This window comes from Sorangium sp. So ce362 (genome assembly GCF_051519845.1).
In the GTDB taxonomy this organism is placed as follows: Bacteria; Myxococcota_A; Polyangia; order Polyangiales; family Polyangiaceae; genus Sorangium.
Genome location: NZ_CP150332.1, coordinates 1174700 through 1201154 on the forward strand (window position 1 = coordinate 1174700; position 26455 = coordinate 1201154).

The window sequence follows — 26455 nt, forward strand, 5'->3', positions numbered from 1 at the left end:
TGGACGGATCGCATCGGGAATCGTCCGGCTCTCTCGGCCGAGCGAGCGAGCAGGTCATAGCTTTTGAGCACCTTTCAGCTTCCCGAGGCCGCGATCGAAGGTTCCAAGTGGAACGTGACCCGCCGCGCGTGCGACTTCGAGGATGAGACAATCGGAGAAGCCAAGGCCCGGGTGCTCGCGGTACTGCGCGACGGCAGCCCTTACCACGTCAGCGTCCTGCACCACCAACTGGTTGTGGTCGAGCAGCATCTCTATTCCGATCCCGATCTGCTCCGGCTTGATGCTGTACACCGAATCCAGGACCCAAACGGCTTCCATGAGCACGAGATGGGAGATCCATGCACCCGTGTGCACGAAGGCCTCGGCAGCAGCGAGCTGCTTTGCGTCATCGCGTGCCAGCAAACGAACAAGGACGTTGGTGTCAACGGCGCGCATGGCGGGCCCTGATGTGCTGTCTGACGCCTTCCTTGAGATCTTCGAGGCTTCGCGGCTGGGGCTCCTGCGGGAACAGTGCCTGGTGAACATCTTCAAAGGTGTGCCGACCGACACGCCGCACGGTGATTCGATCACCTTCGGCATCCCATTCCAAGATGGATCCTGGAACGAGTTCGAGGCGCTTGCGTACCTCAGCTGGGACCGAGATCTGTCCCTGCGCCGTGACCCTGGATTGCGCGAGCTTCATGCTGACACAGTACCACGGTAATGTGCCCCGAGCAAGGGCTGCCGCAGGGCCGCATGGATCAGCCCGGTGGGAAGCGATGAGCCACATCCGCGTTCAAAGAACGCCGCTGGCGACACCGTCAGCCGACGGTTCAGCGGAGCTGTCTCAGCAACGCCTCGCGCTCGGCGGCGAGCCGCCCTCGCGGAAACTGCTGCGCATGGGTCTCGAGCAGCCGGCGCGCCTCGACGTCGCCGATGGCGCTATGGGCCTCCATGGCCCTCCGGGCCTGGTTGACCAGGCTCCTCTCGCGCTCGCTGACGGCTGATCGAGCGGCGCTCGCCGGCGACTCGGCCCGCGGAACTGTCGTCATCGAGGGAGCGGGGGTGCTGCTCACCACCGCCTCGGCATGCACACTTCTTTGCTCCGTCGGAGACGGGCTCGGTGGCGTGGTTGGCGCGGCCAGTCCGGCGGCTCGGTGCGCTCCGTTTCCTGCGGTGGGCGCCGTGGTGGCCTGCGCCGCCGGCGCGGTACCAGGTGAGCGCGCCACCGCCGGCTGCTGCCACGAATTTAGGCGAAGCGACGGCGGCACCGCAGGGACGAGCGCGCCGGTCAGCAGGACGAGCGCACCCTGGACGAGGATCCTCAAGTCCACACGGCGCAGCCAGGCCGTCCACGACCCGCCACCGTGGAACCCGAACGCGAGCGGCACGCAGGCGCTTTCATCCCATCCGTGAGAGCGCTGCCGCGCTGCCCACCGTCGCCTGTGCACCTCCAGCTCCTCGCGCGCCCGCCGGTGTTGCGTCTTCACCGTCGCCAGCGGGAGCCCCAGCTCGGCGGCGATCTCGGCGAGCGGCGTCTCCTCGAGCTCATGCCGGATCAAGAGAGCCCGGTACTTGGGGGAGACCTGGTCGATCAGCTGCCGCGTGAGCGCTTCCCGCTGCCGCCTCCGGAGCAGCTCCTCGGGCGTGGGGCACTCGTCGCAGACCTCGCGCTCGTCGAACGACGTCAGCACCTCTCCGCTGCGGCGCGCGTCACGGACGTGATTTCGCGCCTGGTTGATCGCGATCGTGACGCGGTATGGCGCCGGGTCGCCGCCAGGCTCGATCCGTCTGTCCGCTTCCAACCAGCGCAGCAGCGCTTCCTGGGCGACATCTTCGGCGTTTCGCTCCGGGACACCGTGGCGCCTGGCGAGGCGCCGGAAGAGCTCGAATCCGGGGGAGCCGGTGGCTGGCTTGTCCACGCGGGGAGCACACTTGAGCCGGCCAAAAGGGTTCAGGAAAATGAGTCGCGGGGCAACTTCGGTGGGATAATGTGTGTATGTGTGGTCTCGGTGGCCGCATCCAGCCGGTCCCTGAGGATGAAGCGACTCATTCCGGGATCGGGCTGTTCTTTCTCGTTCCAGAGCTCGTTTGACAGCGATCCATGGCGGTTGACGCCGTGCAGCTGGCGTACGTACCGTCCATCAATGCGTCGCGTTGCACGTTCACTGTTGGTTTGCATGATGCTTGGAGCCGGAACGGGCTTTGCGAGCTCGGTCGGCGCTCAGGACATCGATGCGACGCCACGACGGATCGATAGCGCGACAGTGAAGGACCTCACTCGGCGCGGCCGGAAGGCGCGAGAAGCCGGTCGCTGGACCGAGGCGCACGCAGCTTACGACGCGGCTTTCAAGGCCGCAGACCCTGCGTCCACCACGGCGCGAGAGCGAGCGGAGCTCGCCGGAGAGCTGGGGCTCTGCGAGCTCGCGCTGCGGAGGTACCGTGACGCAGCCGAGCACCTGGCCTGGAGCCTCGAACAGCGCGAGGCGCTCCCTCCCGCGCTTCAGCGACGGTTCGAGGAGGGCCAGCGCAAGGCTGCGGCACACATTGCGTTGCTCTACCTGGCGGTCGATCCGCCCGATGCCGAGGTGCTCGTCGATGGCGAGCGTGTCGGTCGCGCAGCGCGGACCCACACGCTGTTTTTCGACCCCGGCCAGCACATGGTGCGGGCCCGAGCGCCGGGCCGAGAGGAGGTGCTCCATTCACTCCGCGCCGTGGCGGGCGCCGAGCACGAGATCTCGATGCAGTTGCCGCACGCGTCGGCGGCGCGCAGCGCTACGCAAGCAGCGCGGCCGGTGCCGGCGCCCTCGATGTCGTCCTCCACTGCCACTGCGCGCGCGCAGGCTCCCGGGCCATGGGCCTCGTGGCCGGGGACGCTGCGCATCGCCGGCATCGGCCTCACCACGGCGACAGCTTCCTTCGGCGCCCTGTTCATGATTCATGCGAGGGTAGCCGACGGCGATCTCGAGGAGCACAACAGCAAGCTCGACGAGCTCGGGGTGACGCCGTGGGCTTGCCGGGAGCCATCGCCGCCTGCAGCGTGCCCTGAGCTTTCGCGTCTCAGACGACAGCGAGACCAGTTCGCCGCGCTCGGCACGGGGATGATGGTTGCGAGCGGCGTCATTGGGGCCGCGACCGTGGCATCGTTCTTCACGGATCTCGCCTTCACCCGGTCCGAGCCCGTGAGCGATCGCGTCGCGTTCTCGCCGGTGGCAACGCCACAGCAGGTTGGCCTCGTGGCGCACGGCGCGTGGTGATCAAGGAGCCAACGACATGCGTTCTCTCCAGTGGCGACATGTGCGGCGCCTGTGCGCCTTGGCTGTCTTCTCGACGAGCGGCGCGGGAGGGCTCTCCGGCTGCATGTACGCGGAGGACTGCGGCGAGGAGCGGATGTGCCTCGCACCCCCGAAGTCGCCCTGTGAGGTGCTCGAGCCCGGCGTGGGTCCCGTGATGGATGAGTGCGGGGTGTTCGTCAGCGCCAGCGCTGGTGGGGACGGCCCGCGCGCGGGCACGCGGCTTGAGCCGTTCACGTCGCTGCAACAGGCGATCGTGGAGGCGCGAGCGCGAGGCCTCCACCACGTGTACGCCTGTGGCGAGACGTTCGAGGAAGAGGTGACCCTGATCTCGGGTGTCCACCTCTGGGGGGGCCGCCGCTGCGATGACGGCGGCTGGTCGTACGGGTGGTCGTTTGACGGGGCCAGTCACCCGACCACCATCGCACCTGCGCTGGGGATCCCGATGCGGGTCGTCGGGGAGGAGGACGCGACGTCGGTGATCTTCGGCGTGCGCGTCCTGGCGGCGGATGCGTCCGCGAGCGATGGTAAGTCGTCGATCGCGATGATCCTGAGCCCGGGAGCCAAGGTGAAGGTGGTGTTGAGCGAGGTCATCGCGGGGAACGGCAAGGACGGCGAGGCGGGCGAGGATGCGCCCAGCGTTCGGGCCAAGGATGGTGAATTCGGGAATGTTGGCGCGAACGCCTGCACGGCGGACTTCGCGACGGGTGCCCTGCCGGTCGTGACCGTGTGCGACGATGGTATCGAGTCGACGGGTGGATACGGCGGCGATGGCGGGATTGAGGTGGGAGGCGATGGCGCCCGGGGCCAGCCCGAGCCGGCGGAGAATGAGGAAGATTGGGGTCGCGCAGGCTCCGGCGCGAACCTCACGAGATGCAGCTCAGGGAAGTCTGGCGACAAGGGCGACGACGGCGGCCGCGCTGGTGGCGCGCTTGGAATTGGCTATCTGGGCGTCAATGGCTGGATCGGCGCCCGGGGTGCGGACGGGAAGAGAGGCGGCGTCGGCCAAGGGGGCGGTGGGGGTGGCGGCAGCAAATCGCGTGGATCCATGATCACTTGTCCGGCAGGCGGCCCCCAAGGGGGGGCGGCTGGCGGCTCGGGAGGGAGCGGCGGATGTGGTGGTCTGGGAGGTAAGGGCGGCGGCTATGGCGGTGCGAGCATCGGTGTTGTTGCGCTGGAGGGCACTGAGCTGACGATCGAGGCCAGCGACGTGTTCGCTGGGAACGGCGGCCGTGGCGGGGTTGGCGGAACGGGTCAGCTGGGCGGCGTTGGTTATGCGGGCGCTCCAGGGGGCCTGCGTCCGGATGAGATGTGGCACGCATGCAGCGGCGGCCGCGGAGGCGACGGCGGTCGAGGAGGCGATGCCGGCGGCGGACTCGGAGGCGCATCCATCGGCATCGCGTATGTGGTTCCCAACGTGGCCATTCGACCCGGTACCACCATTGAGATCGGAAGCGGCGGTGAGGGCGGCCTTGCGGGAAACGCCCGCATGGACGGCGAGGTTGGGCGCGGGGGGGCCGGCCCTGTCGGTCATTTATATCCATTCAGTGCGGCGAGCGAGCCGCCCCATTGATTCGCGCCCTGCGAGACACTGCCGCCGAGGGATGCCCATGCGCCGGAATTCCGCGATCCTCCTGTTCTTCGTTCTGCCGCTCGCCGTGACCGGTTGCGGGACCGCACCGGGGGTGAACGACCCTGACGGCGCGCCGCCATGCGGCGATCCGTCATCGTGCACAGGCGACGCGGTCCCTGAGTCGGTATGTCTCGAGCACCTCGCCACGGCTCAGGTGATCGATGGCTGCGGCGTGTTCGTCAATGGGCCGTTTTTCGGCGGCGACGATGCGAACCCCGGCACGAAGGACAGGCCGGTTCGTTCGATCCAGCGCGGAATCGAGCTCGCACGCACCGGGCGCGGTCGAGTGTTCGTAACCAGCGACGGCTTTGACGAGTCCGTCACACTGCCCTCCGGCGTGGATATCTTCGGAGGTTTCCAACCCCTCGGATGGGAACGCCTGGCGGGCGACACGACCAAGATCGGTCCCCGCTCGGGTGCTCGCATCGCGCTGACCGTCGAACCAGCACGCGCCAGTGACACGGGGGCTGCGGACGGGGTCTCGACCATCGACCACGTGACGACCAGCAGCACGGCGCCTATCGGTATTCTTGTTCGGTCCAACACCGCGGTGGAGATTGCCCGAAGCGAGATCAGAGCGACCTACGGATGGGCGGGCCGGGCGGGCGAGGAATGGCCCGGGATGAACGTGGCGGCGACCGGCCCGGATGGGTTGTATGGCGGGGACGCGTGCTCGGCGGCCACCGTCCCCGGCGGTCCAGCGGTGGTGAGCCCGTGCGACGGTGGAACCCCGAGCATCGGCGGCAAGGGGGGCGACGGGCTTGCCAACGGCGCTGGCGACGGGGACGACGGGCAACCCATCACGACATCAGACCCGAGTGACGGACGGGGGGGAGACGGCGACGTGCCAGGCACCAACTGCGAAGACGGGTTCTTCGGGATCTTCGGCGCGCAAGGCACCGTCGGCGCAACTGGCGAGGGGATCGGGCGCATCACCGAGACCGGATGGGAGGGCGACAAGGCAGGCGACGGCGGCAGGGGCATGCCGGGTCAAGGCGGCGGCGGGGGCGGCGGCCGTCGCGGCGGGCTGGCGGTGTGCGGCGTGGCCTCCAAGGGAGGCGCCGGCGGCGGCTCCGGCGGCGCTGGCGGCTGCGGCGGCCGAGGAGGCCGAGGGGGCGGTAACGGGCACCCGACCATCGGCATCGTTGCGCTCCACGCCAGGGTCACGGTGCGCGACAGCGTAATCGCGACGCTGGACGCGGGTCAGGGCGGCGCCGGTGGGCCGCCCGAGCTAGGCGGCGAAGGCGGCCGAGGCGCACCGGGCGGCGCTGTGGGGGATGGCACGTGGTCCTGTGGCGGCGGCAGCGGCGGCTTGGGGGGCGACGGCGGCTACGGCGGCCCCGGGCGCGGCGGCGACTCGATCGGCATCGCGTACCTCGACGAGGACCAGCTCACCCTGGAGGGCGTCACGTACGAGCTGGGGCCGCCGGGCAAGGGCGGCACCAGCTGGGATTGGTATGGCGAGATGGTAACGGGGCCGGACGGCATCGCCGTGGAGACGCTGCGTTTCGCTGAATAGGATCGGCGCACATCAGGTGAGCGCTGTGGATCGTGTTCAGCATATGCGGCTCGGGAGATCCTCTGTAGCGAGATCCCGGTAACATCCGCCGCCGGCGAAGCCCGCGAGCGCCGCACCCCAGCCGTATCCGTTCTATAGAGCCCATCCTGACGTCGAGCAGGCCAGCGGCATAGGCTTACAGAGCCGGCGCATCAAAATCCATAAAATTACAATGAGTTAATTTTGCTCGTACCCGTCTGATCGTTTCTGGCGACCAAACACATCAAGGCGTGTGGCAGAACTCGGAGCATGGCACCGTTCATCGAGCATTTTGCGTCGCTGCCTGACCCACGCGTAGTCGGCAGCTCCGATCGCAAGCTGCTGGACATCATCGCCATCGCTATCCTCGGCACGATCTGCGGAGCGGAGGGCTGGGACGACTTCGCCGTCCGACTCGGGGTTCGCCCCTTTTGTGGCCTATGGAGAGCCTTGATTTTGGCTTCGATCGCGCGGCTGACGGTCGATCTTACGCCTCTCCGGCGGGGGGAGAACTTGGTAGAAACTCACTTCAACATGCTGAGTTCGGCCAAATTTCCAGGATCACATCCGCCAACTCCCCGCAAAAAAGCGAAACATGAGTCTGAGTTAGACATCAGGTGGACCCGTCGATAACGATACGAAGCGTTCGGCGAGGCTGATGCAGCGAAGGAGCAACTCAGAGCGAACGCCATGCTTTCTTGAGGAACGTGACAATACCTAGGCCTGGGTTGTACCGAGGATAACGCGCGGCGAAGGCCGCCCTCGCCGCCTCGTATGTCTCGCTTGGAATAATGCCAAGATCCTTCGATAGGAACAGGAGTGCGAGAGAGGGGGCTCGTGACTCTCCTTGGTTGCAGTGAATCACAAGCTCGCGTCCGGCGTTCCACTGTTCTGCGGCAAAGATTCGAAATTCACGAAATGAATCTTGTGTGAAAAGCGGAACCGGTGGATCAATTAAATTAAGGTAGAGGTGGTCGTTGCGTCGAAATGTCAGGTAGTGCTTGTGTGAGCCTAAAAGGCTGCCTGTGTAACCAACGGCACGTTGGTGACAGGGTGACTTGCACGCGTGGACGTAGGCTCGTTCGGTGACGGCATCAGAACAGCAATTGATGTCTCCAACATAGATCCGCTCATGCACGTTGAGCATTGTTGTATCCTGGCGCTGTTGATCTTGCGTATCTAAAGAATGAAGCTCGGGGACGAGGCCAGCGCATCTGCCGTCGCTACTATTTCGGTTAGCCAGGTGCACTTTGGGGCTCTCTCATCGTTAATGATGAGCTTCTGACGACTTGGCTGCGGAGTGGCTCGTTAGCCTGCCGGAAGAGTCTTCACACAGCGGGCCACCAAAGGGCCACCTCTTGACATGCAGCTGCGACGGAGGTGCGGCGCAACCGAAAGGCTGTCGGGGCCCGATACCACCTCTTCGTGAAGACGTCCAGCACGGCGCAGTGCCTGGGGCTGGCGGCATCTCCGGCCGCGAGCAGGTGTGCCTCGACGTATTGGTGCATGACGGTGGCAACGTTGAGTCCAGCATCCTCCGTCAGCACGTTGGTTTTGGAGAAGTGAAACTTCATCGCACCGACAACGCTCTTCCCTCGATACGTCCCACGGAGAACAACGTCCGGGCGAACGCTTACGTCAACGCCAGCAATGGACAATTTAGGCGCGGCGTGTGCGCCGGCGGTAGCAACAAGCCCTTCAAGGTCGAAATCGTCACAGATATCGAGGAAAGCCTCCAGCGCTTCGGAGGAAAGTTGAAGGTCTTGTCCACTCCAGTCCGATGATGGGATCGTCGAGGCGAGCGTCCCGACGACGTCTACTAGAGGATTCGGATCTGTTGCTCCGGCGGCAAAGAACTCAACGAGCGCGGGACGCGCTCGCTCGTATCGAAGAACGATGAATCCCTTTGGATTACGTTGCTCACGAACGATAGCTCGGCGACGTGCCGGTGTCGCGACTGTATATTCGCCGAGCTTTGTAACAGAAATCCGCGGGCTTGACCGAGGAGGTCCTCCGAATGTCATGATCAAGGTCCTTTCAATTGTGAATGGTCATGAAAGTCGCTTCCGCTGAGGAATAGCAGCTGGTTCGGCACTGGGTCTGGCTAACGTTGCGGCCTGACGCGGGCGCGCAGCGCCCGTCGGCAGCAGCGCTAAGTTGAACGAAACCGCGCAAGCGCGGTAGCTCCAGACTGCGGCACACGCCGATAGGAGCGTTGGTCGCTGCGCGCGCTCACCATGTCTCTCGTGGGATGGCTGGCCTGTCGCCAGCCCGTATCGGTACCTGGCACTCTTGTCCTCGCACGGTGACGCAGTGTCGCCGCGCGTTCGACGGAGACGACCATGGTGACGCTTACGACCTGGCGGGAGCGGATGAGTGAGGACATGCGGCTGCGCGACTTTCGACCACGGACGCAGGGGGGATACCTGCTCGCGGTGCGGCAGTTCATCGATCGGGTAGCGCGGGAGCCGGAGGCGCTCACGGACGAGGACGTACGCGCATACTTCCTCTACCTCCGAGAGGAGAAGAAGCTCGCGCCATCGAGCATCAACATCGCCGTGCACGCGCTCCGCTTCTTCTCCATCCACACCATGCAGCGCGACTGGAAGGTGTTCGACTTGCTTCGAGTCAACAAGCCGCGCATCTTGCCGGTTGTCCTGAGCCAGGGCGAGGTGCGCGCGGTCCTCTGCGCCGTGCGGCATCCCGTACGGCGCATGGCCCTGACGACGATCTACGCCCTCGGCCTGCGGCTCGGAGAGGGCCTTTCGCTCGAGACCGGACACATCGACGGCCAAAGGCTCGTCGTCTGGGTGCGCGACGGCAAGGGCGCCAAGGATTGCGGCGTGCCGCTGCCGCGCCCGCTGCTCGCGCGTCTGCGCCAGTACTGGAAAACCGAGCGGCCCCGATCCTCGGCACCGTACCTGTTCGTCCCGCAGGACGGCGTTGCTCCCATACATGAGACGACGCTGCAGAAGACGTTCTCGGCGGCACGCGCGGACGCCCGCATCGAGAAGGACGCGACGATCCACACGCTGCGCCACAGCTACGCGACGCATCTGCTCGAGGCGGGCGTCTCGCTGCGCACCATCCAGCAAGTGCTCGGTCATAAGTCGCTGCGCACGACAGAGCTCTACATGCATGTCACGCAGCCCGGCGCCGAGCGCTTGCAAGAGACGCTCGACCGGCTGATGGTCGATTTGTAGCGCGGGCCCCGAGCGATGCTCCGGCTCGCCGACGTGGTGCGGCGGCACGGTCCAGCGTACATGGAGCGCCATGGCGGCTCCATAGTGCCGAGTCATGTGCGCGCCGGAAAGGCCATTTTGCACTGCCGCACGCCGACCATGGGCGACCATGTCGCGGCGTGCCCGCAGTGCGGGCGCGAGCACGTTCTTTATCACTCGTGCCGGCATCGCGCCTGTCCTCAGTGCGGACACGACACGACGACGCGCTGGCTTGTCCAGCAGCGCGAGCTTCTCCTGCCGGTCCCGTACTTTCATGTCGTGTTCACGCTCCCCGCCGAGTTGCGGCGGCTCGTGCGCTCGTGCCGGTGCTCTTCCAGGCGGCGTTCGAGTCGCTGGCGCGCCTGTGCGCCGATCCGCACTTCCTCGGCGGGCGGATCGGCGCGCTCGGGGTGCTGCACACCTGGACGCGCACCCTCGAATGGCATCCCCACGTCCACCTGCTCGTGCCGGGCGGCGGCCTCGCGCCCGACCGCCGCACCTGGCGCGCAGCACCGCCGCGGCGCACGCGCTACCTCGTCCCGGTGCGTGCGCTCTCCAAGTTCTTTCGAGGGCGCTTTCTTCACCTCGCGCGGCGCGCCTTGCCCAGGGTCGCCGTCCCCCAGATCCCGTGGAACAAGTCCTGGGTCGTTTTCGCCAAGCCAGTTGTGCAAGGCGTGGAGAAGGTCCTCGAGTACCTCGGCCGCTACGTGCACAAGACGGCGATCTCCGATCAGGGTCTCGTCGGCTTCGACGACCGCACGGTGACCTTCCGCTACCGGGACAGCCGGGATCATCGGCGCAGAACCATGACCCTTCCGGCCCACGAGTTCCTCCGCCGCTTCCTCCAGCACGTGCCACCCAAGGGGCTGCATCGCGTCTGCGCCTTCGGCCTGCTCCATCCGGCGCACCGCGACACGCTCCAGCGGCTCCAACTCTTGCTGGCGCCGCGGCACCCTGATTCGTTCACGCCGGGGCCGCGGACACGGTCGCGTCTCTTGTGTCCGCATTGCAGGCAGGGGTCCCTGAGCCTCGTGCGCCGCCTCTCTCCGGCGGAGTGCGCCGCGCTGGCCAACGCACTCGCCGACGATTCCGTGGTGCACCCTCCTGCGCGTGCGCCACCGTGACCCCGGTGCTCGCGACAGGAGCGGTGGAGCCATGACCTCCCCGCCGGCACCCCACGGCAAAAACGCCCCGCGCGTTCCCAGGCACACGTGCGCGCATGACCCAAAAAGCATCACAATCGCCGCCTCTCAACCCCGCCGAGATCGCCCGTCCGCGGCCATGACCTCCCCGCAGATCCTCGCTCGCCCCTCCACACGCCGCTCTCGCAGGGGGGCCGCCGTGCCTCTGCCGGCGTGAAATCCCCAGTCACCTGCTGCTGCCGTCCAGGCGGGTTTGTTCAACCAGCGTTTTTACGCCGGTCGGAGCACCGCTCCGCCGCCGCGAAAACGCTATTTCGTTGGACCGAGCAGGGTAGTTTGTTAGGCCCGATCCCAGACCACCGTGCTCCCTCACCCTCATCCCGCCCCCTTCCGATCCGGAATGAACCCTCTTCTCCCCACCCCAGCCGTGCCGCTGAAATGAATTTGACGAAACGCCCCCAGCAATGCAGCCGGAGGCTCTTTGTTCTCGAACACGATCACCTGCTGGTGTTCGGGCAGTTCCGAGAGCGCCCTAAAAAAACCGATCTGAATGTCCTCATCAACCTCATATTGATCATTCTCCTTGTAGGATGTGAGCGGCGAGTCGAGCAACACCAGCCCAGTGTGCTTTAGGTTCTGGGCGTCGCAGTGAGTCATGACCGCGATCGTGAACGCCGAATGTAACACAGCGCGGATGCCTTTGCCGCGGTTCCGCCTGGGCTCGCCTGCCACGACTACATCCATTTCGCCATCGAAGTCTACCCCCCCTTCCTTCAGGTATCGCCACGCTCTTAGGATGGCTGCGATCTCATCAGCGAACAGGCGCAGAATCGCCGGGGCCGGATTTGGCGAAGGCTTGGCCGGGTTTGCCCTCCGCTTCGGTTCCCTGCCAAGCGCTGCCTGCCCAGTGGTCATCTGCGCCAACCGCTGCTGCACGAACTGCTGAGTCAGCATTTTCATGCGCGATTCGACCAGGGCGGCCAGCTCCTTCCGGTTGGCACCGAGACGCGGCTCCAACTCCTGGCGGATAGCCTTTTCGGCGTTTGAGAAGGCTTCCTGCCGGATTCTAATCTCTTTGTCGAGCACGGCTTGTTCAACGTCCAGAGCGGCTTGCGCCTTCTCGAGGTCCCTCACGTTGGTGGCGATCTTCTTCGCTTCCTCGGCCGCCGCTTCCTGAAGGCTGGCTCTATTCGCCTCCTCGCCTAGCTGGTCCACCGTGTGATCTGCCAGTACCTCGCCGCACAAAGGGCAATGGGGCGTGCCCAATTGAGCCAGAAAAAATTCGCCGTCCGAGATGAATCGTAGCCGATCCAGATCGGACCCATACTGTTTCTTGAGCAGTTCGAAGCGGTCACGAAGTTGCTCCACTACGAGCAGTCTGGAACGGGCCTTCTGCGCTCGTTCCCACTCGTTCTTTCGCGTGCCCATCGCCTGGGCGACGACCTTGCTACTCTCCTCGACTTTGGAAGAGACCTCAGTGATTTTCAGAGCATTGACGGCAATCGCTTTCTCCAACTCCTCTAGGGAGAGTGGATCCTCACCCGCTTCGCGCTTGAGCTCCTCGATGAGCTGCTCGTACAACTCTTTCTTCCCTCGCCAGGTTGCTTTCTCCAGTTTGACGTCTGGGTTAGCGACGACCCCACTCCAATCCGTTCCCGAAATGAGGTGCGTGAATGTGGCCATTTCTTCAGTCTTCTTTACGTGCTGCCCGCTCGGGTAAATCGGCGTCCGTTCCGCAATAATCCGCTCTTCATGGATTAGTGTCATGTGAGCGATGTCACGAAAGCTGAGTTGCCGCGTCGCACTCTTGATGACACCGGACAAGATGATGGCATCCTCAATGCCAGCGGCGGAAAGGAGCAGGTGCGAAATGGTATCGGTGCGCGTGGGATCATGCTCCGGGTGGAGCAACTGCGGATTCGAAAGCGTCCATTCTCTCCCTTGGGCTGCGAAGAGTCGAAAATCCCCCCCTTGGAGGCCACGTTCGAGGACGCGCTGCTTACCCGAGCGCTCGGTAAACGCCAGCCAGGCGGTCGTATAGCCGTCAAGCTCCGCAATTTTCTTTGGCGGCGCTTCTCGGCCCAGCATGAAGTCGATGCAAGAGAAGATGAAGCTCTTTCCGGTTTCGGAAGCGCCCCAGATTACGTTCAGGCCTGGTTCGAAATCGATCTGAGCCGGTCTTACGGCGGGGCCCGTCAGTCGGAGCCAGGATAGGCGAAAACCACTTCGCGTAGTCATTCGACGTCCTCCCACAGCACAGGCTCACGGGTGAACTCGGCGCCCCAGCGGCCAAGGTTCTCGTCAATGAGATCCTTGAGTTGCTCGTCCGAAAGCTCATGAAACCGCCCCGCGATCCACTTACTAATCTCCGCGCACCGTATGGCGTACGAGGAGTTTAGATAGGCAAGAAACGCCCCTGCAATCCCCGTTGCCGCATAGACGATGCCGCTTTTTGCGAATGTCTTTGCCACCAGCCCTTTGCGAAATAGCAGGTGAAGGCCTCGCTCGACTAGGTTCCTTCGGACGAACAGTTCACCGGAGCGAAGCGGGGTCGGAGGGTGCAAGGACTCAGGGCCGAAAATCACATCGTTCGAATGAACCAGTAGGTAGTCGTAGATTACCAGTCGCTGAAGGTCACATGACTGCGGCTTGACGGCCTCGAGAATAAAAAGCGACCGCAGGCCGGACTCGATGGGCGTATTAAAGAGATGGTCGCTGCGACGTGTCTCGCTCATTTTAGCACCCACTTCAGCCGGTCAGCGTTGGCTAGCTGGTGGCAAATTCCCATCAGCAACTTAGACTTCATATACGTACGCAGCGGGTGATCCTGCAACTGGTATAGCGACGCCTTGTCGGTGACGACCTTGACACGAACAAATCCGCTGGCGTGTCCGCTATCTTCCGCCGTATCAATAACAGTCTCGTGGACTTGATCCTGAACTTGCTCAAATGTGACGCCATCGGGCAGATTGTCGCGCACATCACGCCTGAGCCCCTCTGCGCAAAAATAGCGTTCGCGGGACCGGAGAAAGTGACGGTTAAACTCGTCGTGCGAAGCCAACGTGGCTAGGGTGATGGTGGTGGCGTTGTGGTCCTGATAGGCCTCGATCAGTTGCTCCACGTATCGCTGCTCATGAGATTCGATCATCGCCGGTGGAATAGGGTCGGGTTGGCGGGGAATCACTAGGCCCCCGCCAAAGCGCGGTGCATACCGGGTCGTCTTCTTGTGCTCTTCGATGATCTCGTGAATTGGTTTATAGCCGACCCGCGAAAAATCGAACGCCTCCACATGTTCTAGGAGCTTGCCTTCCAGCTTGACCTTGGTCTTCTTGACAATCTCGCCTTCGACGTGCTTCGCCCATTCCGCGATCAGTCTCGTCCGCAATTCGTCCGACTTCTCCAGCAGCCGGCCCAACTCGGGGCCGACATCCTCGGGGGCTACGAAACGGTATACCTCCGGCACCGCGAAGGCCTTGATGAACGTATAATAGCAAAGCTTACCGAGTTCGGTCCAGACGTCGCCAGGGTGCAGAGGGTGCCCGTAGTGCTTGCACTGAAAGATGTCGAGCCTACCGCCGGAGGAAGGTGTGTCGATGTATCCAACGACATCGCGACCCATGTCACCGGCTCCTCCGAATCGGCCAACTTGAGCGTACCTTTTGAGGCGCACCTGTTCGTGGTGGAAGGCCCACTCACGGATGAAGTTCTCAAACTCGTCTTCCGAGTAGCCCTTGATTCTGTGCTGAGGGTCGACTGGCGGGCCGAAAAGGATCTCCTCGGGAGTGCATGGCGCGCTCGGAGCCGCTGGTAGCACCCGAACGAAAGGCGGCGCAGCTACCGGAGATGGTGCGCTCCGGCCCTTCGGTTGGCTGCTCGCGTGCGGATCACTTGGACTCATTCGACCTCCCCTAACCGTTGCATTGCTTGACGTCTATCAGGATGTGGCGCGGATCAACTGTCGGCCCAACGACTGACGATAAGCTGCCGGCGAAGCCGGCCAGATTCATCGGCTTGTTGGCCCGCAGTACCTCTGTGCGACATGATATGGTAGGCATGGCAGACCTGCGGCGATTGAGCACGAATCGATGCCGGGAACAATTTGGTGCGCTATACTGGCGGCTAGTTCTAGCCCGAATCATCCGGTTTTCGAAGCTTCTTTGGATTCTTAACGGCCCGTTTCGGGGCTGCAGGTGCGACCACCAGGATCGGCTTCCAGTTGTGAGGCACGCCAACGAGTTCCCACTCGGCATCAATCTGATGTCGAGTCAGCCAATGTTCCGTTGCATAGAATACCGCAATAAACTCGGTCCAGTCTGCGGAGCCCGCATACCCTTTGATGTCTTCGTACACGCCGCCAATCTGGGTCCGCAGGTCGGCTGCCGATTGGGCGAACTTATATTCGATCGCTGTCTTCAGGTTTCTGATGCCAATATCTGGCCTATATGTCTTGGATACCTGGGCAATGGGCACCTCTCGCACTGTGCCCGGAAACACGTGGAGCAAAATGGAATATATGGTATCTCGGACCTGTTGCTCCTTTTCCGGAAGCACACCTCGGTCTGCCAGAACCTTGCCTGTGCCTTCCAGGATGCGTTCCAGCAGCACTCTCATATTGGTCTCGGGATTAAGGTTGCCTGCTTCGCCCGGAATGAAGGACGATAGGGCCTGGGCTGCGTCGCGTAGAAAGTCGAGCGCCGGACAGTGGAGAACTCCAAGCCAGGGCAGGTGTTCAACCTCTGTGGGTTCTTTGAACGTTAACCACTCCGCGGCAAGCATGTTGGCAAACCCAGTCGCTCCGAGGAGATCGGCAGCCAGGGTGATGCGGATGCGCAAGCGTTGAAGAACCCAGCCGAGTTCCCGAGTCAGCATGTCAGATTCTTCTTCGTGCCAGGCAACCGCCTGCTCTGCGTTGCCAGCGTACATCTGGCCGTGCGCCATCTCTTCAAGGCGTTGCACGATAGCGCTCGCGCGTTCGCTGCCTTCGCGAATCTGCGACCAGAAATTGTCGGGGGAGAAGTGGATCGTTTCAGATCTGTTCATGGTTCACTTTGGCGTAACTCGCGCGGCCGACGGGCCAACGTCGCAATCAACTGTGACGTACGGCCAATTTCCGTGGCCCAGCATGTAGATTGCGAGCCGCTGCGGCCCATCCTCGTATTCCAGCGGATGAGCCGCATCTTCCGGCAGCTTATCTCCGTATTCCCGCAGATAGGCCGCGACCTCGGCGACCTACCAGCATATATCCGGAGATGGACCGCCGGTGCATAAACACGTATTCCCGTCGCTAGGTCGCCGACGTCTCGGCCGATCGCCCCGCAAGAACCGTACCGATGGCGCCGCGCACCGTGCGACCGGGAACCGGTCGGAATATCCTCCGGTCGCCGGAGCTTATGCACTCCCGTGCCGACGGGTGATTCCGGGAATTCGGCCTCGCTTGTTCCGGAGCGTCTGGCCGGGTGATCGACCTGGCTGGGGGCGGCGTCCCTGGACCCCGCGGCTCGCCACCGATGGGTGCCCGCGCGCCCGGCGCCGTCGGTCTCCTGAGGGCCGATCGAGTTAGAGGGGACACATGCGCTCGGCCGGCCCGTCGATCCGCAGCGGGCGCGCGCGCGCGTGAGGATGCGGTCATGGCCATCCTCGGTCGCGGGCAGCTGGGCCTCATCAGCCTCCGGGTCCACGGACCGGCGCTCCCGTGTGGACCGCCGATACATCCGATCCTGCCCATCGTGCCCCTCCTGCGCATTGTGAGGAGGTAGCGTAGCCGAGGGCCAACCCGACATGTCAAGCCTTCGGTACGCGGCGATCAGGCGACTCGATTGACGCAACGTTGCGACGCGTTGCAGGCGGCGGCGACGTTGCCGGAGGCGGCGACGTCAGCGGACGGCCGATGCCTCTTCGGTCACGGGGCGGCGTCGCCTCGCCGGCGCTGGAGGAGCACCCAAGCCTTAGAAACGGCCCGAGGGACGCCATCTTGCCCCGCCGCCGCGTACTCCGACGTGTTCCGAGCAGCCTTTCCGACGCGACCCGAGCGCTCGTTCCGACGGCACCTGGGCAGCTGTTTCAGTGACCCGAGCGGTCGTTCCGGCGACACGCGAGCAACGGTACCGGAGACCGGGCGGCCTCCCCGAGTGCACCAGGGCGCTGCGACCGGCGCAGGTGACGCGCGAGCGAGGGACGCGCGAGCGGGGGACGCGCGCGCCGGGTTGGCAGGGCTGCGCGATGACCGTCAATCGGCTGGTCACAAGGCGGGACACGGCGGCGTGCACAGGCCGCGCGGCGACGGCGCACTGACGGCCGCTCGCGCGCAGCTGCACGATTCCCCGATGAGGCCGTCGAGCGCCGGCTCCCCGGAGGAACGACAGACGGGAGAGAGGCGAAGGCAAGCCGCTCACGCGCACCGTTTGCGCCCGCGCGCCCTGATTGCGCCTCCCTCGGCGCGGGGCAGCGCCGGAGAGCCCGGTCTCCCCCGGCGCTCGGCCTCTCGAGACCCGGCGCGAGCCGGCGGCACGATCGTTGATTGGTCTCGTGGCCCGTCGAGGACGCGCCCTGCGCGGCCGCGCGGCCGCGCCGCTGCGTGGCGGCGGCGGCGGCGCGCTCTCCAGCCCGAGCCTGCGCAGCGCGCGTGGGCCCACACCCCACGAGGTCGACCATGACCATGTTCTGCAACCAGTGCGAGCAAGCATCCCACGGGACCGGGTGCACCACGGCCGGCGTCTGCGGCAAGGACGAGGACGTGCAGTCGCTCCAGGAGATCTTGATCTTCGGCCTGAAGGGCGTCGCCGCCTACGCGCATCACGCGCGCAAGCTCGGCATGCGCGACGAGCGGGTGAACGCCTTCATCGAGGAGGCGCTCTTCTCCACGCTGACCAACGTGAGCTTCGATCCCGAGGCGCTGCTCGAGCTCTGCCTGGAGTGTGGCCAGGTGAACCTCCAGGTGATGAAGATGCTCGACGAGGGCCACCGCCTTCGCTTCGGCGAGCCGCGGCCGACGATGGTCCGGGAGGGCACCGTCGCGGGGCCGGGGATCCTCGTCTCGGGGCACGATCTCGCGGACCTCGCCGAGCTGCTCCGGCAGTGCGAGGGGACGGGCGTGAACGTGTACACGCACGGCGAGATGCTCCCGGCGCACGCGTATCCGAAGCTCGCGAGCCACCCGAACCTCGCCGGCCATTACGGCTCTGCGTGGCAGCACCAGAAGAGCGAGTTCGCGGCGTTCTCGGGGCCGATCCTGATGACCTCGAACTGCGTGCTCATCCCGAAGGAGGCCTACCGCGATCGCCTCTTCACCGCCGGCGTCACCGCCGTGCCCGGCGGCCGGCGCGTGTATGGCGGCGATTTCTCCGAGGTCATCCGGGCGGCCCTCGCGAGCCCGCCATTGCCCGACCATTTCGTCCGCGAGACAGAGGTCGGCTACCATCACGAGGCGATCCTGGCGCACGCGGGCGCCATCGTGGACGCGGTGAAGGCCGGGCAGATCAGCCGGTTCTTCCTGATCGGCGGCTGCGACGGCCCGGAGGCGGCGCGCAGCTATTACACCGATTACGCCGCGCAGACGCCGGCGGACTCGTTCATTCTCACGCTCGGCTGCGGCAAGTACCGCATTCGCAACCAGGACCACGGCACGCACCTCGGCTTGCCGCGGCTGCTCGACATGGGGCAGTGCAACGACGCTTACGGCGCCATCCGCGTGGCCGGCGCGCTCGCCCAGGCGTTCGGCTGCGGGGTGAACGATCTGCCCCTCACGCTGGTGATCTCGTGGCTCGAACAGAAGGCCGTGGCGGTGCTCCTCACGCTGCTCAGCCTGGGCGTGAAGGGCATCGTGCTCGGGCCGCGCCTGCCGGCCTTCATCTCGCCGAACGTGCTGCGGCTGCTGCAGCAGCGCTACGACCTCCGGCTCACAAGCCGGGCTCCCTCCATGGACCTGCTGCAGCTGCACCGGGCTCCCGCGAGCGCCTGAGCGCCCGCGCGCAAGCGCCTGAGCGCCCGCGCGCAAGCGCCTGAGCGCCCGCGCGCAAGCGCCTGAGCGCCCGCGCGCAAGCGCCTGAGCGCCCGCGCGCAAGCGCCTGAGCGCCCGCGCGCAAGCGCCGCGGCCGCCGTCTCGACGCGGTGCGGCCGGTGGCCTAGCCTCCTCGATGCCGTGAACAGCACACCCCATCGAACCACCGCCGCCCTGGCCCGCATCACCGCCCGCGCGGCCCTCCTCGGGGGCGCCGTGGCGCTCCTCGGCTGCGAGGCGCTCCTCGGCATCGAGGACGTGTCGCTCGACCCGGGCGCGGGCGCGGGGGGCGGCGGCGGCGCAGGCGCGTCGTCGTCATCCGCCTCGACCTCGACCTCGACGCACGGCGGGGGGGCCGCCGACGGGGGCGGCGGGCAGGGGGGCCAGGCCGAGGGCGACTTCACGTTCGCCATCCAGTCGACCGGGGTCAACGTCCCGTACAACGGCGTCAACCATGTCGACGTCGCGATCACCCGGATCGCCGGCTTCGACGGGCCCGTCGAGGTCGACGTGCAGGCGCCGCCTCCGGGCCTCGTCGCGGCGGCGATCACCATCCCGCCGGGCAGCAGCGCGGGCAGGCTGGAGGTCGGCGCCTCCGGCGCGCTCACGCTGGGCACCGCGTTCGACCTCGATCTCATCGCGACCTCCGGCGGGACCGTGCGCACCGACTCCGTGCGCGCCGTGGTCACGGGCAAGCCCGGCACGCTCGACGAGAGCTTCGGTCAGGCGGGCATCGCCGCCTGGAACCTCGGATCCGACGGCGGGGGGCTCTACGACATCCGGCAGACGGCGCAGGGGAAGATCCTGACCGCCGGCAACGGCATCGGCGGCCTCGGCGGGGCCACGCTCAAGGGCTTCCGCCTGCTCGGCAACGGCGCGGCCGACGCGTCCTTCGCGGGCGGCAGCGTGGCCGACGCCTTCTGTGGGTGCACGAAACCCCAGCAAATTCGCTGGATTACGCGCCTCCTGAACGGCGCCGTCTTCCTCGTCGGGTACGCCAGCGGAGATACCACGGACGACATCGCCTTCCTGCGCTACCGCGACGACGGGACCCGGGACGGCGTCGACTCGGGCAACACGGGCAAGGACCTGATCGATCTCGGCGGCGACGAGCATGTGGCGGCCATGGATCTGTCGGCCTCGGAGCGGCTCTTCGTGACCGGCGAGCGCGACGGCGAGCTCTTCGTCGCGGCCATCAACCCCACGTACGGCTACCTCGATCGCGACTTCGGCACGACCGGGTGGACCGCGCCGTTCACGGGCAGCGCGAGCGCGGGCACGGCGCTCGTCGCGGACGCGGGCGGCTCGACGCTGGTGGCGGGCTGGATCGAGGTGGACGGCGATCGGGACATCGTGCTGCTGGAGCTCACGTCGGACGGCGCGGTCCGCGGGCAGCAGCAGGTCACGAGGGCCGGCCATCAGGAGCCGGTCGCCATGGCCGTCCAGCCCGACGGTCGCATCCTCGTGGGCGCCCGGAGCGCCGAGGCGGGATCGACCGACTTCCTCGTTGTGCGCTTCGAGCCGGACGGCGGGCTCGACACGACCTTCGGGGAGGACGGGTACGCGCTCGCCGGGCTCCCGGGCGGCGTCGCGGTCGACATGGCGCTCCAGGTCGACGGCCGCATCGTGGTCGCCGGCAACGTGGGTGAGCGTGCGGCCAGCCGGCCCACGCTCGTGCGCTTCTTGCCCGACGGCGCGCTCGATCCGACGTTCGGCGACAAGGGGGTGCAGGCGCTCTTCCTCGGCGAGGAGAACGCCGTTCAGTCGATGACGGTCGCTGGAGACGGCAAGCTGCTCGTGGCCGGCACGCGACAGACATACCCCACGTACGGTCTTGTGGCGCGGCTCTGGAACTGAGCGCAGGCGTCCCGTCGCGGCGGCTGCCTGTCGGGCGCGACGGACGCGGCGCCGACAGGCAGCTTCGGATCAGAACGGCGACCCGTCCACGCGCGTGCCGGGCGAGCAGTCGATCGCGGAGAGCGCGGTGTGCAGCGCGAAGAACTCCTCGCTGCCCGGCTCGTTCGCGAGGATCTCGTCGAGGATCACGGCGGCTGCGTCCGGCGTCGGATCGACGGGAGTCGTCGTGTCCACGGGGATCAGGAAGTCGCGCACGACCCCCATGTGCTGCATCTGGCTGGCGCCGCTGTCGTCCGCGAGGGCGGGGCTGAGCTCCTCGATCGGCGCGTAGACGCGGGTGTCCGCCACGAGGCCGCTGGCGAAGCTGCTCTCGCCGATCACGACGGCGGTCTCGTGCGCGTCCAGGTCGCCGTCGACGAGCACCCAGTCGTACGGCCTGCTCCTGCCGGCGTTGGTGTCCGTGTCGCCGTTCCTGTCGGCGGGGTAGGGGCCGGACGTGACGACGACCTCCGACAGGGTCGAGATGCACGGCTCGCTCCGGTTGTCGGTGTTGAAGTCGCCGCCGATGACCAGGTAATCGCCCTCGGGCAGGCTCTCGCGGATGCTCGCGACGAGCTGCCGCGCCTCGGCCTGGCGCTGGCTCGAGCCGGCGGTCAGGAAGTGGACGCTGACGGCCCAGAGGTCGATCGGGCCGGGGATGTCGATGCGGGCCCAGGCGAAGTCCCGGTTGGGCGCCGAGCTGTCCTCCCACTCGCCGGCCTCGAGGATCGGATAGCGGCTCACGATCCCGTTCGGGATCTGCGCGCCTTCTTCGCGGTAGTAGCTGAAGGTGCTGTCGAACGTGGCGTCCACGAAGGCGCGGAGCGCGTCCGCGCCGTTGTCGCCGTAGTTGAGCTCCTGGAGCAGGACGATATCCGGTCCGACCCCCTGGATGATGCGCTGTCCGTGGCCGGGGTCGTAGCTCTGACGCGTGCCGCTCGTGAGGTTCGCGGCCATGAGCCGGACGCGCACGGGGGGCGTCTCCTCGCCGCCGCCGGAGCCGCCGTCGCCGCCGGAGCCGCCGCCGCCGGAGCCGCCATCGCCGCCGAAGCCGCCCTGGCCGCCGAAGCCGCCGTCGCCACCGAAGCCGCCCTGGCCGCCGAAGCCGCCGTCGCCGCCAGTGCCGCCGTTGCCACCGAAGCCGCCGTCGCCGCCTCGGCCACCGGAGCCGCCCTGGCCGCCGGAGCCGCCCTGGCCACCGGAGCCGCCGTCGCCACCGGCGCCGCCCCCACCGGGGCTATCCCCGCCTGAGCCACCCCCACCGCCGGTGCCGCCAGCGCCGCCGGTGCCACCCCCATCGCCCTCACCACCGGCGCCTCCCCCGCCGCTGGCATCCCCGCCGCCGCCCAGCCCGCCGGCGCCCGCGGTGCCGCCATCCCCGCCGGACGAGGTCGACGACGAGAGATCTTCTTCTTCCACTGGCGGCGAATCGGCTCCGCAGGCGGCTCCGGCGAGCGCGGACAGGAGCAGGAGCAGGTGTCTCACGGTCAAGGAAGACGACACACGCATCTCGTAGCACCTGACCTTTCTTGGCTTCCTTTTATGAGAGCACGAACGCGGGCGCGACAGGTACCCTGATCGCCGGCGAGGCCCCGATCTGCGGGACGGGTAGCCCCCTTGTCGAAGACGAGCACCGAACACGCGCACGCGCATTGGGGACGGAACGCGGGCGCTCCCCGCCGCCGACGTGCTTCTCGTCTTTCGAACGCGTCCCGTGCCCTACGCTGGCGCCCTTCGCGAGCGCGCCGGAGGAAGCGTCATGGAGAGACCGTGGGCCAAGACGGTGGGTCCGCGCGCGTGTCGTCGCGGGCCGCGTGGAGCTCGCGCCGGACGGCGCGCCCTGCGAGCGCGGCACCGTCGGCCTGCTGAGCTCGTCGCAGGGCAGGATCGAGAGCGCTGTCATCGAGGCCGACGGCTCGATGCTCTTCGACGCCGTACTCCGCGGCTCCTACCAGGTGCACGTGGCCTGCGCCGACCACGTCGCAAGGTCGCTGAGCTCGGCTTGGGGGACTTCGCGCCTCTGGACGAGGCGAGCCCCGAGCCGGCTGGCTCAGTGCGATCCCGTGTACTTGAACTCGAGGATCGCTCCCGGGTTCTCCAGGGCCGTCGTGGCGCCGCCGTTCGGTGAGCTCGCGTTCCCGGCGGTGTCCGTGATGATGTAGAGTGTCTTGCGGTCCGGGCTCATCGCGAGATCGCGGTAGCGGTTGGTGCTCTGGAAGTGGACGACGGGCTCGCCGACCACGGATTTCCCGTTCGCGCTCAGCTTCACCTGGTACAGCGCGCCCTTCTTGAGGGCCGTCATCAGGAGAGTGTTCCCCCACCCGGGGATGCCGTGCCCGGAGGGGTAGTAGTGGAGCGAGGAGGGCGCGATCGTCGGCCAGCAGATGTACTGGAGGAACCCGCACGCCGGGTCGAAGAAGTCGTAGTCGTTGTCGACGGTGAAGAAGGTGAGGAGCGGCTCCTTGAAATACGGGTGGCTGAAGGCGCTCTCCAGCTGCCGCGGGACGGAGGGAGGGGGCACGTAGTCGTTCCACGCGAGCGACTCGCAGGACGCCGGGCTCGAGGCCGACCAGTTGTCGTACGTGTAGGCCTGGTCGTCCCGATAGCCCGCGACGTGGGGCCAGCCGTAGTTCTTGCCGGGCTTGATGAGGTTCAGCTCGTCGTCGCTCTTCGGCCCATGCTCGTTCGCATAGAGCTTGCCATCGCGGCCGAACGTGAGGCCCTGCGGGTTGCGGTGGCCGTACGAATAGACATGGCTGCGGACCCCGCCGATCCACGGGTTGTCGTGCGGGATCGAGCCGTCGACGTTCAATCGCAGGACCTTGCCGACGTACGTCGACCAGTCCTGCGCCGCGACCTCGGCCGCCGTGGGCAGCGCCTGCGCGCGGATCGGGAGGCACTTCCTGGCGAACTGGTTGTTCCCCTGATCCCCCACCGTGTAATAGAGCTTCCGATCGGGGCCGAACAGGAGCCGCGCGGAGTTGTGATCGTCGCTCCCCGGCAGGCCCGTGATGACGTCGAAGGGGCTCCCGAGGGTCTCGGTCGCCGGGTCGTACGTGTAGCGGCGGATCTTCGTCCTGCGGTCCACCGCTGGACCTGGATCGACGTCATAGGTGAAGGAGACATACACGTAATCCTTCCCCTTGCCCTTCAGCAGATCCGGGTGCAGGGCCAGGGCCAGCAGCCCGTCCTGGCCACCCGACTGGAACACCTCCGAGAGGGTGATCGCGGTCGTCCGCGCGCCGTCCTCCGGCCTCACGCGCACGACGCGCTTTCCGACGCGCTCGGTCAACCAGAGATAGCCATCCGGTCCCCAGACGATCCGCATCGGAAACGAGAGATCCCGTGTGATCTCGCGCGAAACGAACGACGCTTCCTCATCCGCGCAGTCCTCCTCGTCATCGCCAGGATCCCCGGAGACGATGGCCTGGCCGTGCGATTCGAGCGGATCGTCCGGGAGATCCGCGTGGCCGCATCCGGCGAGCGTCCACGAAGCCGTGGTGAGCAAACCAACTTGAATCAGGAAAACAGCTGGGCCGCGTGCGATAAATAGCGACATACAACTACCTCACTGTTTCTTTTCAAGTGACGGTGCTGATCGAATCCAGCCGCGTCAGGGCGCGGCGGACGTGCTGGGCAAGCCTCGGCGTGAAACCGGGGACCGCATCGCGTCCGGTAAGTCGTCCCCCGGTCAGAGTAAGGTCTTTACTATAGCAAGCGCAGAGCTCGCCTGCACCATCAAGGTTGACTTACGGCGTCATGAGCTGCCGAGTTGCCAAGGAGCCCGAGAAGAGAACCCTTCTGGGGCCTGCTGGCGTGCTTGGCGCCCTGGCGGTCTTCCTGTCCGGATCGCTGTCTCAGGACGGGTGAACGTCGCGACGTGGCGTGTCGCGCAGCCCCGCGGGGATGCCGGAGCGCGGCGTGCTTACTTGGCGGGCGCCGGCGCCGAGGAGACGCCGAGCTTTTCGATCGAGCGCGGGGTCCCGAACCCGGGGCCGCCGAGCGCCGTCTCGATCTGCTGATACACACCCTCGCGCCCCGCGGAGCGCGCGGCGTCGAGGAGGACGTCATTGCGGTAGAGCGTCACCGTCAGCCCCGCCACGACCGACAGCGCGAGCATCAGGCGCTGCGCCCGGCCCGTGTCGCGCGCGCGAGGCGCCGCGGCGGTCACCTCGGTCACGTCGCGCTGCAGCAACATCGGCGCCCGTAGATCCGGCGCCCGCAGCTCCGGCACCCCCGGCGGCGCGGTGGGCCGAGACGCCGCGAGCATCGCCGCCGGCGGCGCCTGCACCTCGGTCCGCGTCACGAGGTGCTGCGGCGAGCTGTCCAGCGCCTCGAGCGTCATCGTGCCCGCGAGCGGCATCGTGGACGGCAGGCTCGACACCACCGGCGTCGGATGATCCGACTCCATGTTCCGCGACGCAGGAACGGCCGGGGGCGGCGGGCGCGGCGGGTCCCGACGCGACGCGCTCGGCGGACCCTGGACCCGCGCCGACTCGGCCGGAGCCGCGTCGATGCCCGCCACGACGCCGAGCGGCTGCCAGGCGGCCATCCCGGGCCGCCATATCTTCGTCGTCTCGTCGATGAGGTCGAGCCGAAACAGATCGTCGAGCTTCTCCAACGTGAGCACCTTGATGTCGTCCGGCGTGACCGCGACGTGCCAGAGCGTCTCGCGATCATCGGTCACAGGAACGGGCGGCGCTGGGCGCCTGGCGGGAACGGGCGGCGCTGGGCGCCTGGCCGGAAGGGGCGGCGGTTTCATACAAAGTCCTCCCTTGCGCGCACGAGGATGCCACGGCACGAGCGCACCTGTACACACCGACATGAGGCAGGGCGCGCTTTCGAGACGGTGCGGATTTTTGCAATGAATGAGGTGCGATCCGTGGCGCTGGCAGGATCCTCGCCATGTCGGTATTCTCGCCGCCGATGGGGGCGGAGCATGGAGACATTCATGAGCACAGCGAATGAGGCAGTCGCGGCCAGCAACAGCGCTGGAGCCTCCGGCTTCCGGCGCTGGGTCCGGCTGGTGCCGGCGCTCCTCCTCGTCGCGAGCGCGACGTTCGTGGCGGCATATTACGTTCCGCTTCGCCGCGCTCACGTGCTCCTGCTCGAGGAGCAGCGAAAGTCGAACGAGAAGGGCAAAGACCTCGAACAGACGCTGAGCCAGGTGCGCGGAGAGCTCCAGGCAAAGACGGCGCAGGTCGAGAAGCTCGAAGCGGAGCGGCAGCAGACCGAGGACGCGAAGAAATCGGGCCTGGAGCGGGTCGAGCAGCTCAAGACCGAGCTCGCAGCGAAGCTCGACAAGCAGATCAAGAAGGGGGTCGCGGCGCTCGCCGTCGCGGACGGACAGGCGTTCGTCGTGCTCCCGGAGACCGCGGTGTTCCTTCCGTACAAAGTCGACGTGAGTCCGCAGGGCCGAGCCCTCTTGTGCCAAGTCGCGAGCTCCGTCGCGGCGGTCGGCCCGGCGCCGATCCGCGTCGGCGCGGTCAGCGGTTCTCCGGACCTCGTGCCGCCCGTCCTGCAGCGCGACTATCCGACGCCGTGGGCGCTCTCCGCGGCCCGGGCGGCGAGCGTCGCGCAGGCGCTCCAGGAGGCGTGCGCGGTGCCAGGAGCCCGGCTGTCCGCGGTCGGTCACGCCGAGCACGACCCCGCCGGCGCCGCGCTCGGAGAGACGAAGCTGCCCGCGGAGCGGGTCGAGATCTCCATCGCGCTGCCGGGCGGGCCGCGCGACGTGAAGTGACGGCCGCGGGGGGGCCCG

At 66.7% G+C, this 26455-nt stretch carries 20 protein-coding genes and 1 pseudogene; 9 read left to right on the forward strand and 12 right to left on the reverse strand.

Annotation, left to right across the window (positions count from 1 at the left end):
* Positions 1-54: 54 nt before the first annotated feature.
* The 3 genes from WMF17_RS04740 to WMF17_RS04750 all read right to left on the reverse strand — a co-directional run bounded on the left by WMF17_RS04740 (position 55) and on the right by WMF17_RS04750 (position 1901).
* On the reverse strand, positions 55-435 hold the full coding sequence (locus tag WMF17_RS04740) for a PIN domain-containing protein (RefSeq protein ID WP_437648368.1): 381 nt from the start codon (positions 433-435) through the stop codon (positions 55-57).
* On the reverse strand, positions 422-682 hold the full coding sequence (locus tag WMF17_RS04745) for an AbrB/MazE/SpoVT family DNA-binding domain-containing protein (RefSeq protein ID WP_437648370.1): 261 nt from the start codon (positions 680-682) through the stop codon (positions 422-424). The genes WMF17_RS04740 and WMF17_RS04745 overlap by 14 nt, the downstream gene beginning before the upstream one ends.
* 130 nt (positions 683-812) lie before the next feature.
* Positions 813-1901 carry an RNA polymerase sigma factor gene (locus WMF17_RS04750; protein ID WP_437648371.1) on the reverse strand — a complete coding sequence of 363 codons (1089 nt, stop codon included), beginning with the start codon at positions 1899-1901 and terminating at the stop codon, positions 813-815.
* A gap of 225 nt (positions 1902-2126) precedes the next feature.
* Here WMF17_RS04750 and WMF17_RS04755 point away from each other — a divergent pair, with 225 nt between their 5' ends.
* The 4 genes from WMF17_RS04755 (at position 2127) to WMF17_RS04770 (ending at position 7075) form a co-directional block, all read left to right on the forward strand.
* Entirely contained in the window at positions 2127-3236 is a 1110-nt protein-coding gene (locus WMF17_RS04755; protein WP_437648373.1) for a PEGA domain-containing protein, read from the forward strand.
* Positions 3237-3252: 16 nt separating this feature from the next.
* Complete coding sequence (locus tag WMF17_RS04760) at positions 3253-4845, forward strand: hypothetical protein (RefSeq protein WP_437648375.1); 1593 nt, start codon at positions 3253-3255, stop codon at positions 4843-4845.
* A 37-nt stretch (positions 4846-4882) separates the two neighbouring features.
* Positions 4883-6424: a hypothetical protein gene (locus tag WMF17_RS04765; RefSeq protein WP_437648377.1), complete on the forward strand. Its 1542-nt coding sequence runs from the start codon at positions 4883-4885 to the stop codon at positions 6422-6424.
* A gap of 288 nt (positions 6425-6712) precedes the next feature.
* A complete protein-coding gene (locus WMF17_RS04770; protein ID WP_437648378.1) occupies positions 6713-7075 on the forward strand; it encodes a transposase family protein in 363 nt (120 codons plus the stop codon).
* A gap of 43 nt (positions 7076-7118) precedes the next feature.
* Here the strand turns inward: WMF17_RS04770 and WMF17_RS04775 are convergent, their stop codons facing one another.
* On the reverse strand, positions 7119-7589 hold the full coding sequence (locus tag WMF17_RS04775) for a hypothetical protein (RefSeq protein ID WP_437648380.1): 471 nt from the start codon (positions 7587-7589) through the stop codon (positions 7119-7121).
* Positions 7590-7770: 181 nt separating this feature from the next.
* Positions 7771-8466 carry a hypothetical protein gene (locus tag WMF17_RS04780; RefSeq protein WP_437648382.1) on the reverse strand — a complete coding sequence of 232 codons (696 nt, stop codon included), beginning with the start codon at positions 8464-8466 and terminating at the stop codon, positions 7771-7773.
* Between the two features lie 318 nt (positions 8467-8784).
* Here WMF17_RS04780 and WMF17_RS04785 point away from each other — a divergent pair, with 318 nt between their 5' ends.
* The gene (locus tag WMF17_RS04785) at positions 8785-9645 is read left to right on the forward strand and encodes a tyrosine-type recombinase/integrase (protein WP_437648384.1); all 861 of its coding nucleotides are present in this window, start codon (positions 8785-8787) and stop codon (positions 9643-9645) included.
* A gap of 60 nt (positions 9646-9705) precedes the next feature.
* Positions 9706-10787 (forward strand): annotated as a pseudogene (locus WMF17_RS04790) (IS91 family transposase).
* A 393-nt stretch (positions 10788-11180) separates the two neighbouring features.
* Here WMF17_RS04790 and WMF17_RS04795 read toward each other — a convergent pair.
* The 4 genes from WMF17_RS04795 to WMF17_RS04810 form a co-directional block, all read right to left on the reverse strand.
* Entirely contained in the window at positions 11181-13043 is a 1863-nt protein-coding gene (locus WMF17_RS04795) for an ATP-binding protein (protein WP_437648386.1), read from the reverse strand.
* Positions 13040-13540, reverse strand: a complete 501-nt coding sequence (locus WMF17_RS04800) for an ABC-three component system middle component 2 (RefSeq protein WP_437648388.1) — start codon at positions 13538-13540, stop codon at positions 13040-13042. Before WMF17_RS04800 ends, WMF17_RS04795 begins: the two co-directional genes overlap by 4 nt.
* Positions 13537-14424: an ABC-three component system protein gene (locus tag WMF17_RS04805; protein WP_437648390.1), complete on the reverse strand. Its 888-nt coding sequence runs from the start codon at positions 14422-14424 to the stop codon at positions 13537-13539. Before WMF17_RS04805 ends, WMF17_RS04800 begins: the two co-directional genes overlap by 4 nt.
* Before the next feature lie 506 nt (positions 14425-14930).
* On the reverse strand, positions 14931-15845 hold the full coding sequence (locus tag WMF17_RS04810) for a hypothetical protein (RefSeq protein WP_437648391.1): 915 nt from the start codon (positions 15843-15845) through the stop codon (positions 14931-14933).
* A gap of 1615 nt (positions 15846-17460) precedes the next feature.
* Between WMF17_RS04810 and hcp the strand changes: the two genes are divergently transcribed.
* On the forward strand, positions 17461-18762 hold the full coding sequence (gene hcp / locus WMF17_RS04815; RefSeq protein ID WP_437651286.1) for a hydroxylamine reductase: 1302 nt from the start codon (positions 17461-17463) through the stop codon (positions 18760-18762).
* Positions 18763-18942: 180 nt separating this feature from the next.
* Positions 18943-20658 (forward strand): delta-60 repeat domain-containing protein, encoded by a 1716-nt coding sequence (locus tag WMF17_RS04820; RefSeq protein WP_437648393.1) that lies wholly within the window; start codon positions 18943-18945, stop codon positions 20656-20658.
* Between the two features lie 69 nt (positions 20659-20727).
* Here WMF17_RS04820 and WMF17_RS04825 read toward each other — a convergent pair whose 3' ends face one another.
* The 3 genes from WMF17_RS04825 to WMF17_RS04835 form a co-directional block, all read right to left on the reverse strand.
* Positions 20728-22200 (reverse strand): endonuclease/exonuclease/phosphatase family protein, encoded by a 1473-nt coding sequence (locus WMF17_RS04825; protein ID WP_437648394.1) that lies wholly within the window; start codon positions 22198-22200, stop codon positions 20728-20730.
* Between the two features lie 547 nt (positions 22201-22747).
* The gene (locus WMF17_RS04830; RefSeq protein WP_437600761.1) at positions 22748-24205 is read right to left on the reverse strand and encodes a glucose/sorbosone family PQQ-dependent dehydrogenase; all 1458 of its coding nucleotides are present in this window, start codon (positions 24203-24205) and stop codon (positions 22748-22750) included.
* A gap of 417 nt (positions 24206-24622) precedes the next feature.
* A complete protein-coding gene (locus tag WMF17_RS04835) occupies positions 24623-25384 on the reverse strand; it encodes a DUF4339 domain-containing protein (RefSeq protein ID WP_437648396.1) in 762 nt (253 codons plus the stop codon).
* Positions 25385-25648: 264 nt separating this feature from the next.
* On the opposite strand from WMF17_RS04835, the gene WMF17_RS04840 reads away from it, so the two are divergent.
* Positions 25649-26437 (forward strand): hypothetical protein, encoded by a 789-nt coding sequence (locus tag WMF17_RS04840; RefSeq protein ID WP_437600763.1) that lies wholly within the window; start codon positions 25649-25651, stop codon positions 26435-26437.
* The last annotated feature ends 18 nt before the right edge of the window (positions 26438-26455 follow it).